Raw genomic sequence first — 10,709 nt, forward strand, 5'->3', positions numbered from 1 at the left:
TAAGCCCTCCAGCGCCAATGGTACTGCACCTTAATCAGTGTGGGAGAGTAGGACACCGCCGAACACAACTTCCACTGTGGCCCTTCACGACACCAATCGTGAAGGGCCACAGTGCATTTCACGGACTTGCGACGAACTCGCGCAGCAGAAGAGTGGGCTCGGGAGCGCTGTCAGTCGGAGCCCTTGGGCACGACGATCATCGGTACCGATACCGCTCGGAAGATCTTCGCGGCGGTGGTGCCCAGGAACAACGTGTTCGGGGCGGCCAGCCTGCTCGACCCGACCATCACCACATCACCGTCGTGCCATTCCAGCGCCCCGATCGCCTCTTCGATCGTCGCGCCTTGGGCGACGGTCGACGTCACCGGGAAATGCTCCGGCAATTGCTTTCTCGCTTCATCGAGAGTGCGCTGAGCATGTCGTCGGGCAGATTCGATCGCGGCGTCCTCGGGGACGTTCCGCCAGGGCTGCATGTCGTCGATCGCGAGAATCGAGACCAGCCGGATGGGCCGGTGCGCCCGGATACCGCTGCGGATCGCGGTCTCGAACAACAGCGGAGCTCCCGGCCGGTCCCCGATCGTCACGGTGATCTCACGAACCTCGTCGGCGCCCAGATGCGCGAACCCGGGCGGCGCGACCGCCACCGGGATCGGCGACGCGTGCAGGATGTCGTTGACGACCGTCCCCAGCGTGTGGCGGCCCCGGATCCCACCGCCGGCTCCGCCGATCACGAGAATGTCGGCGGCGGTGCGTCGTGCCTCGATGATGAGTCCCTCGGCGGGATTGGCGTGCTCGGCGATCGTCGTCGTGGTCTCGATGTCATCGGGGAGACGTGCGGCCGCCTCGTCGAGCCAGCGGCGCGCCGCGCTGTCCAGGGCGTCGGAGAGTCTCTCCACCGCGTCGTCGGCACCGGCCGGTTCCGGCGGGATGACGATGCAGATCTCGAGGTCGGCGTCGAATGTGCGTGCCAGGCACGCACCCAACGACACCGCGTCTTCGCCCCCGGAGGTGGCGATGTATGCGACGAGCAGCTTCATCGGTGCTCCCAACTGTCTCGGGGCGATCTCACTGGGCCCAGCCTAGTCACGTCCGTGCCCGATTCACCGTTGTTGAGTTCCTCGCGGCGTTCCCCATCGCGTCGGCTACCCGATCGCCCCAGGACACGCTTAGATTGGGCCATGGAATCCCTCGTCGACGGCTACCTCCGTCACATCATGGACGAAGTCCGCGACGACCGGTCCGGTAGCGTCGCCGACTACATCCCCGAACTGGCGGTGGTCGACCCCGAGGGATACGGATTGTCTCTGTGCGTCCATGACGGATACACGTACTCGCACGGGGACTCCGCCGAGACCTTCTCCATCCAGTCGGTGTCGAAGCCGCTGACCTATGCGATGGCACTGCGGAGGCACGGCGTGACCGCGGTGGACGCCAAGATCGGCGTCGAACCGTCCGGTGAGGCCTTCAATGAGATCAGCGTCGACGATCGCCGCCGTCCGAAGAACCCGATGATCAATGCCGGTGCCATCTTCGCGGCGTCGATGCTGCTCCCGGCCTCCCGCGACGTGGGTCGCGTAGACGTCGAGGCGGCGTTCGCCGAGATCCTCGACTTCTACTCGGGCTGCGCGGGGAGGCAGCTCACGATGGACGACGAGGTGTACACCTCCGAGTCGGCCACGGGGTCACGCAACCGCGCGATCGCCTACATGCTCGACAGCTTCGGTGCGCTCGAGACCGATCCGGACGCCGCGATCGACCTCTACTACCGGCAGTGCTCGATCCGCGTGACCACCGAGGATCTGGCCGGTATCGGCGCAACCATCGCCAACGGTGGCCTGAACCCACGCACCGGCCGCATGGTCTTCTCCTCCGAGATCGCGCAGCGTCTGCTCAGCGTGATGACCACCTGCGGCATGTACGACGGGGCGGGGGACTGGGTCACCTCGGTCGGACTGCCGGCCAAGAGCGGCGTCGGTGGCGGGATCCTCGCAGTCCTCCCCGGACAGCTGGGCATCGGCGTGTACTCGCCGCGACTCGACGAGCACGGCAACAGCGTCCGCGGCGTCGAGACGTGCCGGCACCTGTCGAAGGACCTCGGTCTGCACATGTTCAACGTGACCCGCGAGAGCCGGGTGACGATCCGCTCGGTCTACGACCTGGCCGACACCCCGGTGAGTGCCGAATGGAGTGAACGCGAGCGCAGCTACCTCCGGACCTGCCGCGACAAGATCCGTGTCTACGAACTCCAGGGCGACCTGACGTTCGCCGGCGCCGAGAGCGTGCAGCGCCGCCTCGAGGCCGACATCGACCGCTACACGGTGGTCATCGTGGAGATCTCGCGGATCGGTGTCATCGATGCGGTCGCGCGGACGATGGTCCTCAGCATCAAGCGGCTACTCGACGACAGTGGCCGCCGAGCCGCACTCGTCGACCCCGACGGCGTGGTGCGGGCCAGCGTGATCCGCCATCGCGCGGACGGCACCGCACCCGACCTCGACGCCCCGGAAGACCTGAAGGGCTTCGATCCGGCGCTGCCACACGTGCACGCGACGATGGAAGATGCCGTCATCGACGCGGAGACCTTCATGCTGAAGCACTACTACGATCAGTGAGCGGCGCGGGCGCGTGAGTTCGCCGCGGCCGATGCCCTAGGGTGGGCTCGTGCGTCTCGTCATCGCGGAGTGTCAGGTCGACTACGTCGGGCGGTTGACCGCCCATCTGCCCCTGGCCAAGCGCCTGCTGCTGATCAAGTCGGACGGTTCGGTGAGCGTGCACGCCGACGACCGCGCCTACAAACCGCTGAACTGGATGAGCCCGCCGTGCTGGCTCACCGAGGCCGCCGTGCCCGAGGGCACCGCGGCGGAGGCGTATTGGGTCGTCACCAACAAGGCCGGTGAGGAACTGCGGATCACCATCGCGTCGATCGAGCACGACTCGAACCATGAACTCGGCATCGACCCGGGTCTGGTCAAGGACGGCGTCGAGGCGCATCTGCAAGAACTGCTCGCTGAACACGTGGAGACGCTGGGAGCCGGCCACACCCTCATCCGCCGCGAGTACATGACGGCGATCGGGCCTGTCGATCTGCTGTGCCGCGACGCCGCGGGCGGAACCGTTGCCGTCGAGATCAAACGCCGCGGCGAGATCGACGGCGTCGAGCAGCTGACGCGCTACCTGGAACTACTCAACCGCGACACCACCCTGGCCCCGGTGGCCGGCGTCTTCGCCGCACAGCAGATCAAGCCGCAGGCGCGGACGCTCGCCGAGGATCGTGGAATCCGTTGCCTCGTGCTGGATTACGAAGCCCTGCGCGGTGCGGAGAGCACGGAGTTCCGACTCTTCTGAGCTCCGCTCAGGCGTTGGCGCGGGCTTCCGGCGACAGCTTGCGATTGAGCAGTTCGAGGTCGTCGGTGTCGGAGAGCACGGTGTACTCGGAGTCCTCCGGCTGCGCCAGCAACTCGGGCAGTTCGTCGAGCTTGTCGCGGAGCTGACCCAAGTTGGCCGCGATCTCCTGACGGGCACGGTCGGCCGCGTGGGCCATCTCGCGGGACCGGCTCAGGCGTTCGCCGGCGATGTCGAGTGCCGTCTGACGGATGTGATTGGCCTCGTCGAGGGCCCGTTCGCGCTGGTCGGAGAGTTCGGCGTCGTGGCGTTCACGTTCGGCGGCGCGTTCGCGGGAGCTGATCGCCTCCAGCTCGGCGACCTCGGACTTCGCCTTCTCCACGATGCGGCGGGCCTCGTCGGCGGCCGCCTTCATCGTCTTGGTGTGCTCGGCCTCCATCGCCGCGGTGCGTTCGGCGATGAGACGCGCCGACTCGGACTCGTTGGCCGCGGCGGTCTCCTTGACCTGTCGGGCGCGCGCAGAGGCCTCGTCGACGAGCTTCTTCGCCGCCGCCTGCGCCTCGCTGCGGACCCGCTCGGCCTCGGCGGCCGCATCCGATCGCATGTCGGCGGCCTCCTGACGGGCGATCGACAGCGTCTCGGCGGCTTCGGCCGAGGCCTCGGCACGCATCTCCGAAGCCTCGTCGGATGCGAGTTGCAGCATGCGCGAGAGACGTTCGCTCATACCCTGCGCGGTGGTCGGCGGTACCGAGAGTTTGTCGATCTCGCGCCGGAGTTCGGCGATCTCCTCGCGCGCCTCTTCCAGATGGGCGGCGAGCTCGTGTGCGTTGGCGGTGGCGGCGTCGCGATCCGCGGCGAGAACCCGCAGCTCGGCGTCGAGTCGCTGAAGATGGTCGGCGACCTGCTCACGGTCATAACCGCGCATCACGATCGCGAAGGGCAATTGCCGTGCGGGACCTGGCATGCGGGCCAGTGTATCGGAGACGGCCGGACCCTGAAGCGCGGTCGGACTCAGGCTCGGTGCCGGTCTCGGCGTTCTCGGCGACACGGCCTCCGGCGGCGGTGCGTGGACATCCAACAGGGCGTCCACGCGCCGGCGCCGGCGTTCGTCCCGGCATGCCGGCCGGGAGTGAACGGGGAGGAATTCAGTAAGCGCCCGAACGGCTTTCGGTTCGGGCCGGGCGGTCGGTTCTCAGTGTGCGGCGTCGGCGCTCGGCTCGACGAGCTCGAGCAGGACGCCGCCCGCATCCTTGGGATGGACGAAGTTGATCCGGGAGTTCGCGGTGCCCCGCTTGGCGGCGGGGTAGAGGACGCGCACGCCGGCCTCGGTGAGGCGGGCCATGACGGCGTCCACATCGGTCACGCGCACCGCCAGCTGCTGCAGGCCGGGGCCGCTGCGGTCGATGAACTTCGCGATGGTGGACGACTCGTTCAGCGGGGCGAGCAACTGGATCAGCGTGCCACCGTCCGCCGGGCCGACCATGGCCTCCTCGACACCCTGCTCTTCGTTGGTCTCCTGGTGCAGCGTCTCGAAGCCGAGATGCGTCGCGTACCACTTCTTCGCGGCGTCGAGGTCGGGAACCGCGATGCCCACGTGGTCGATGGCCACGACCAGATCGGAGATCAGTGCGGTCGCGCCCTGGGGAGCGGCGGCGGGAGTGCTGGGGTCAGTTGCTGGGGAAGACATGAGACAACGGTAGCGTTGAGCCCAAGAGCGCACAGAGCGGGCGCTCGGTAGCTCCCCTGCAACACACCCCCCGGAGGTTCGTTTCATGTCCCCGAATGCCGACAACACCACGGTCATCGTCGCCGGCGCACGCACCCCCTTCGGCCGCCTCCTGGGCTCGCTGAAGGACTTCAGCGGCGTCGACCTCGGTGCGGTGGCGATCCAGGGTGCACTGGAGAAGTCCGGGGTCCCGGCCTCGGAGGTCCAGTACGTCATCATGGGCCAGGTGCTGACCGCGGGGGCGGGTCAGATGCCGGCTCGTCAGGCTGCGATCAAGGCCGGTATCGGCTGGCACGTCCCGACCCTGACCATCAACAAGATGTGCCTGTCGGGTATCGACGCCATCGCGCTCGCCGACCAGTTGATCCGCGCCGGGGAGTTCGACGTCGTCGTCGCAGGTGGCCAGGAGTCGATGACCCAGGCCCCGCACCTGCTGCCGGGCAGCCGCGGCGGCTTCAAGTACGGCAACACCGAACTCGTCGACCATCTGGCCTTCGACGGCCTGCACGACGCCTTCACCGATCAGCCGATGGGGGCGCTGACCGAGCAGGGCAACGACAAGGACGGCTTCACCCGCGAGCAGCAGGACGAATTCGCCGCCCGCAGCCACCAACTCGCCGCCGCCGCCTGGAAGAACGGCGTCTTCGACGACGAGGTCGTGCCGGTCTCCATCCCGCAGCGCAAGGGTGACCCGATCCAGTTCGCCGAGGACGAGGGCATCCGCGCCAACACCACCGCCGAGTCGCTCTCGGGCCTGCGACCGGCGTTCCGCAAGGACGGCACCATCACCGCGGGCAACTCGTCGCAGATCTCCGACGGCGCTGCCGCCGTCGTGGTGATGAGCAAGGCCAAGGCCGAGGAGCTGGGCGTGACCTGGCTCGCCGAGATCGGTGCCCACGGCGTCGTCGCCGGACCGGACTCCAGCCTGCAGGCGCAGCCGGGCAATGCGATCCTCAAGGCCTGCGACCGCGAGGGCATCGCCCCCACCGACCTCGACCTCATCGAGATCAACGAAGCCTTCGCCGCGGTCGGCCTGGCCTCGACCCAGCAGCTCGGCGTCGACGCGGACAAGGTCAACGTCAACGGTGGCGCCATCGCCGTCGGCCACCCGATCGGCACCTCCGGCGCCCGTATCACCCTGCACCTCGCGCTCGAGCTGCAGCGTCGCGGTGGCGGCGTCGGCGCAGCCGCGCTGTGTGGTGCCGGCGGCCAGGGCGATGCGCTGATCATCCGCGTCCCGAAGGCCTGAGAGATCCGCTGAAGGAGACTTCTACGACACTTTGTCGTAGAAGTCTCCGCCGGCAGGCACAATGGGGAACATGCTGTCTTTCTTCGACCTGACCACACCCGCCAAGCGCTTCCGCTTCGTCGCCGTGGCGGAAGCCATCACCTGGGCGTGGCTGATCGTCGGGATGATCCTCAAGCGTGTCAACGACGACCCCGAGGCCATCGCGCTGCCCGGCGCCACCCACGGCGCCGTCTTCGTGATCTTCGTGATCGTCGCCCTGATCACGGCCTTCCAGCTCAAGTGGAATGCCGTGAAGTGGGAGCTGCCCCTGGGTGGACGCCGCATCGGGATCCCCATCGTGACGCTGCTGGCGCTCGCATCGAGCGTCCCGCCCTTCGGCACGATCGTCTTCGAGTGGTGGGCCAAGCGCAACGGCCACCTCGCCGAACTCTCGGCCGGCCGGTCACCCCAGCAGGCGACCGCCTGATCCGGACGTGATCCATTGATCGTCGCATTCAGCCTCACGCCCTCGGGCGGAACCGCCGTCGACGCCGACGGCGGGATGAGTGCGGCGGTCGCGGCCGCCGTGGAGGTGGTGCGGTCCTCTGGACTCCCGCACCAGACCACCTCGATGTTCACCTATCTCGAGGGCGACTGGGACGAGGTGATGGCGGTGGTCAAGGCCGCTGCCGAGGCCGTCGCCGCCCATGCGCCGCGCGTCGGCCTCGTGCTGAAGGCCGACATCCGTCCCGGCCACACCGACGAACTGACCGGCAAGGTCGAACGGGTGGAACGCCACCTGGGTTCGGGCGCCTGAGTGCAGGTGCCCCAGACGACCGAACCTCGCCGATCCCGGCGGGCGGTCGCCTCGATCTTCGCCCTCAACGGCTTTCTCGCCGCCATGTGGGTGGCGCACATCCCGGTCATCAGCGACCGCACCGGCGTCGGCCACGACGAACTGGGCGGCCTGTTGCTACTCCTGGGCGGCTCCGCTTTCGTGGGCATGCAGGTGTGCGGTCCGCTGATCGACCGCTGGGGTTCCCGGCCGCTCACCGTCGCCGCTGCGGTTGTACTCGCGGCGGTCATCGTCACCCCGGTCCTGGCCGTCGACACGCTCACTCTCGGCGCCGCCCTCGCGGCCTTCGGTTTCGCCAACGGGTGCCTGGACGTGTCGATGAACGCCCAGGCGGTGGCCGTCGAGCGTGCCTACCGCCGGCCGATCATGTCGTCGTTCCACGGATGGTTCTCCTCGGGGAGCCTCCTCGGCTCTGGAGTGGTGGCGGCGACTCTGTGGGCCGACGTCGGGGTCGTGCCGACCGTCGCGAGTGCCGCCGTCGCCGGATTGGTGGTCGTCGCCGCGGTCGCGCGCGGTCTCGCCGGGCGCGACGAGTCGCCGACGACGTCGACGAACACCTCGTCGGGATCGTCGTCGGGATCGACGTGGTGGGACGGCATCGACCGGCGACGACTCGTCCTGCTCGCGATCGTCGCCTTCGGGCTCATGCTCGCCGAGGGCACCGCCTACGACTGGAGCGCGCTGCACGTCGTCGAGAGCTACGGGACCGGTGAGGCGATCGGCGCGATCGCCTTCGGCGCCTTCAGCGCGACCATGACGGTCTCGCGATTCGTCATCGATCCGGTGGTCGCCTCGGTGGGTGCGGTCCGCGTGGTGCGGGTCGGCGCACTCGTCGGCATCGTCGGCATGGCGATCGCGATCGTCTCGCCGGTGCCTGCGCTCGCCGTCGTCGGCTGGGCGGTCTTCGGTGTCGGACTCGCCGGGCTCATCCCGCAGATCTTCACCGCTGCGGGAAATCTCACCGATTCCGCGGGTGGCCGGACGATCTCGGTCGTGGTCGGATGCGGATACCTCGGAATGCTCGCCGGACCCGCCGTCGTCGGGTTCATCAGCAGCCGAACATCTCTGAACACCGGCCTGCTCGCGGCACTTGCCGCGCTTCTGCTCGCCGTGTGCCTCGCCGGGGTCGTCCGTCCGCCGCAACGACCGGTGTCCGCGCTGAGCGAACCTCGGTCGTCGCACCCGGGTGGTCGTGCCACACTAGAGGGGTGACGCGACCAACCAATCGTCAGCAGGCCGCCGCGGCGGCCCGTCAGCAGGCTGCTGCCGCCATGGCCATGACCGGTGCCGTCGATCTCGGCGGGATCAAGGACCGGGCCGAAGCTCAACGCGCCCAAGCCCAGCGCGCGCAGGCACAGCGAGACCCGGCCCAGTCCGATCGATCCGACGGTGCCCAACCCGGTACACCGCCTCCCGGTGCGCCGCCCGTGGCATCCGGTGCGAGCGTCATCGACGTCACCGAGGAGACCTTCGAGGCCGAGGTCCTCAACCGGTCGATGCAGCAGCTCGTCGTCGTCGATCTCTGGGCCGAATGGTGCGGGCCGTGCAAGCAGCTATCGCCGGTCCTCGAACGCCTCGCCACGCAGTCCGGCGGTCGCTGGGTGCTCGCCAAGGTCGACGTCGACGCGAATCCCCGTATCGCGCAGGCGTTCCGGGTGCAGTCGATCCCGATGGTCGTCGCGATCGTGCAGGGGCAGCCGGTCACCGCGTTCAACGGCGTCCGGTCCGAGGCCGAGATCACCAGCTGGATCGACGAGATCTTCGCCCAGGTCGGCAACGCGCTCCCGGACGCACCCGCGGATGCGGCCCCCGAGCCGGAGCAGTCCGATCCGCGCATGATCGCCGCCGAGGAGAAGCTCAACGACGGCGACTTCGACGGGGCACTTGCCGCGTATCGCGCCGTCGCCGAAGCCGAACCCGAGAACGTCGAGGCGGCGTCGGCGGCACGGAACCTCGAGTTCATCCTGCGCGCGCAGGCCCACGACCCGAACATCGTCGAGACCGCGTCCCCGCGCGACGTCGACGCACAGCTCGCGGCCGCGGACGTCCTGCTGCTGTCCCAACAGCCCGAGGCGGCCTTCGACCGGATCATCGACGTCGTCCGGGTCACCAACGGCGAGGAACGCACCCGCGCCCGGACACGGCTGCTGGAACTGTTCGAGCTCTTCGACCCGGCGGAGCCCTTCGTCGTGACTGCTCGACGGAAGCTGGCGAGCGCGCTTTACTGATCCGCACACCCACCCTTTTTCGGCAAATCCAGCACCCTCCGACGCATCCTGTCAGGCTGTTTGTGAGACACCTGGCGGGGTGTGCGGGGATCGGAATGTGTGATGACTATCAGTGTCGAGGTCGGCCGAACCCCGAATGGGCAGCGGTCTTACCCGCTTGGTTTCAAGGTCGAGTTTTTGCAGTTGTGGGATGCGGCGACGCTGGAGCGCGGTGGCCGTGCCCGGTTGCTGCGCGAGCATGCTCTGTCGCGGGCCACGGTGCGGGGCTGGTTGCACGCCCGTGATCGGGGAGACTTTGAGGTGTCGATGGTGTCGGCAGCACTCAAGTCGAAAGGATCGCGCCGGGTGGATGCTCAGGAACGAGCCGAGTTGGCGCGGTTACGCGCTGAGAACCAACGGCTACGTAAGAAGGTCGAACAGGCCGAAGCCATTCAAGAGATCATGGGAAAAGCTATCGAGCTCATGGACGGGATCACCGCGAGCTCGACGAGCGAGGAGGAGCAGATCCCACCGGCGTTGATGAGCGCCGAACAGTACCAGCAGTGGCTGCACCGCAAAGGACTGTCCTAGTCGAGACGGTCATCGCGTTGGCCGCAGCTGGGATGACGATCGCGGCGGCATGTGTGTGGGCGGGATTGCCGCGGGCAACGTTTTATCGCCTCACTCGCCGGTATCGGCACTACACACCGGTGACCGATCCGGTCCCGCAGCACGCCCGCCAACAGCCGGCGGCATTGACTGCCGGTGAGCGTGCCCAGGCACGAGCGGTACTCGAAGACGAGCAATACGCCGAGCTGTCAGTGTGCCAAACCTATTGGCGGGCTTTCGATGCCGGTCGGGTGCCGTGTTCGCAGAGCAGTTTCTACCGCATTGCCAAAGCCGAACAGATGACCGGTGATCGCCGCAAAGGCAGGCACGGCGGCGGGTGCGCACGCCCGGCGCCCAAAGCGGTAGCGACGGCGCCGGGGCAGTTGTGGTCCTGGGATGTCACCGAACTCAAAGGACCATCCCGCCAGCGCTACAAGCTGTACCTGGTGATCGATGTGTTCTCCCGCTACCCGGTCGCCTGGCGCATCGAGCACGTCGAGGACACCGCCCTGGCAGTCGACATGTTCGCCGCCGCCTTCACCCGCTACGGCGCCCCGCAGGTGCTCCACGCCGACAACGGGGCGATCATGCGCTCACGCGATCTGCTCGACGCCCTGCAGGCTGCCAAGATCGAAGCCTCGTTCTCCCGGCCCCGAGTCAGTGACGACAACCCGTTCTCCGAATCGCTGTTCAAGACCATCAAATACGACCTGCAGTGTCCCGACCGGTTCGACCACATCG

At 68.0% G+C, this 10,709-nt stretch carries 12 protein-coding genes; 9 read left to right on the top strand and 3 right to left on the bottom strand.

What is annotated here, in order from left to right; genetic code table 11:
• Window positions 1-170: 170 nt before the first annotated feature.
• Window positions 171-1,037 (bottom strand): universal stress protein, encoded by an 867-nt coding sequence (locus NWF34_RS24900; RefSeq protein ID WP_024499495.1) that lies wholly within the window; start codon window positions 1,035-1,037, stop codon window positions 171-173.
• 141 nt (window positions 1,038-1,178) lie between these two features.
• On the opposite strand from NWF34_RS24900, the gene glsA reads away from it, so the two are divergent.
• Together glsA and nucS are read left to right on the top strand one after the other, a co-directional pair.
• Window positions 1,179-2,612, top strand: a complete 1,434-nt coding sequence (gene glsA, locus NWF34_RS24905) for a glutaminase A (RefSeq protein WP_191834894.1) — start codon at window positions 1,179-1,181, stop codon at window positions 2,610-2,612.
• Window positions 2,613-2,661: 49 nt separating this feature from the next.
• A complete protein-coding gene (nucS, locus tag NWF34_RS24910; RefSeq protein ID WP_191834895.1) occupies window positions 2,662-3,345 on the top strand; it encodes an endonuclease NucS in 684 nt (227 codons plus the stop codon).
• A gap of 7 nt (window positions 3,346-3,352) precedes the next feature.
• Here the strand turns inward: nucS and NWF34_RS24915 are convergent, their stop codons facing one another.
• Both NWF34_RS24915 and mce read right to left on the bottom strand, forming a co-directional pair.
• Entirely contained in the window at window positions 3,353-4,306 is a 954-nt protein-coding gene (locus NWF34_RS24915) for a hypothetical protein (RefSeq protein WP_191834896.1), read from the bottom strand.
• 228 nt (window positions 4,307-4,534) lie between these two features.
• Window positions 4,535-5,029, bottom strand: a complete 495-nt coding sequence (gene mce / locus NWF34_RS24920; RefSeq protein ID WP_191834897.1) for a methylmalonyl-CoA epimerase — start codon at window positions 5,027-5,029, stop codon at window positions 4,535-4,537.
• Between the two features lie 85 nt (window positions 5,030-5,114).
• Between mce and NWF34_RS24925 the strand changes: the two genes are divergently transcribed.
• The 7 genes from NWF34_RS24925 to NWF34_RS24955 all read left to right on the top strand — a co-directional run.
• Entirely contained in the window at window positions 5,115-6,317 is a 1,203-nt protein-coding gene (locus NWF34_RS24925; RefSeq protein WP_191834898.1) for an acetyl-CoA C-acetyltransferase, read from the top strand.
• A gap of 70 nt (window positions 6,318-6,387) precedes the next feature.
• On the top strand, window positions 6,388-6,783 hold the full coding sequence (locus tag NWF34_RS24930; RefSeq protein ID WP_024499500.1) for a DUF3817 domain-containing protein: 396 nt from the start codon (window positions 6,388-6,390) through the stop codon (window positions 6,781-6,783).
• A gap of 15 nt (window positions 6,784-6,798) precedes the next feature.
• Complete coding sequence (locus NWF34_RS24935; protein ID WP_191834899.1) at window positions 6,799-7,113, top strand: thiamine-binding protein; 315 nt, start codon at window positions 6,799-6,801, stop codon at window positions 7,111-7,113.
• On the top strand, window positions 7,114-8,364 hold the full coding sequence (locus NWF34_RS24940; protein WP_258326379.1) for an MFS transporter: 1,251 nt from the start codon (window positions 7,114-7,116) through the stop codon (window positions 8,362-8,364).
• A gap of 59 nt (window positions 8,365-8,423) precedes the next feature.
• Window positions 8,424-9,380 (top strand): tetratricopeptide repeat protein, encoded by a 957-nt coding sequence (locus NWF34_RS24945; protein WP_191834994.1) that lies wholly within the window; start codon window positions 8,424-8,426, stop codon window positions 9,378-9,380.
• Window positions 9,381-9,482: 102 nt separating this feature from the next.
• Window positions 9,483-9,950, top strand: a complete 468-nt coding sequence (locus tag NWF34_RS24950) for a hypothetical protein (protein WP_096273810.1) — start codon at window positions 9,483-9,485, stop codon at window positions 9,948-9,950.
• Between the two features lie 119 nt (window positions 9,951-10,069).
• On the top strand, window positions 10,070-10,709 hold a 640-nt coding region (locus tag NWF34_RS24955), incomplete at its 3' end, for a transposase (protein WP_375295709.1).

It is taken from the genome of Gordonia sp. GONU, from assembly GCF_024733855.1.
GTDB lineage: Bacteria > Actinomycetota > Actinomycetes > Mycobacteriales > Mycobacteriaceae > Gordonia > Gordonia amicalis.

Bases quoted from the DNA above. Each gene is read 5' to 3' on its own strand.
- NWF34_RS24900 (WP_024499495.1), bottom strand. From the start codon at position 1,037: ATGAAGCTGCTCGTCGCATACATCGCCACCTCCGGGGGCGAAGACGCG.
- mce (WP_191834897.1), bottom strand. From the start codon at position 5,029: ATGTCTTCCCCAGCAACTGACCCCAGCACTCCCGCCGCCGCTCCCCAG.
- NWF34_RS24925 (WP_191834898.1), top strand. From the start codon at position 5,115: ATGTCCCCGAATGCCGACAACACCACGGTCATCGTCGCCGGCGCACGC.
- NWF34_RS24950 (WP_096273810.1), top strand. From the start codon at position 9,483: ATGACTATCAGTGTCGAGGTCGGCCGAACCCCGAATGGGCAGCGGTCT.
- NWF34_RS24930 (WP_024499500.1), top strand. From the start codon at position 6,388: ATGCTGTCTTTCTTCGACCTGACCACACCCGCCAAGCGCTTCCGCTTC.
- glsA (WP_191834894.1), top strand. From the start codon at position 1,179: ATGGAATCCCTCGTCGACGGCTACCTCCGTCACATCATGGACGAAGTC.
- NWF34_RS24945 (WP_191834994.1), top strand. From the start codon at position 8,424: ATGGCCATGACCGGTGCCGTCGATCTCGGCGGGATCAAGGACCGGGCC.
- NWF34_RS24915 (WP_191834896.1), bottom strand. From the start codon at position 4,306: ATGCCAGGTCCCGCACGGCAATTGCCCTTCGCGATCGTGATGCGCGGT.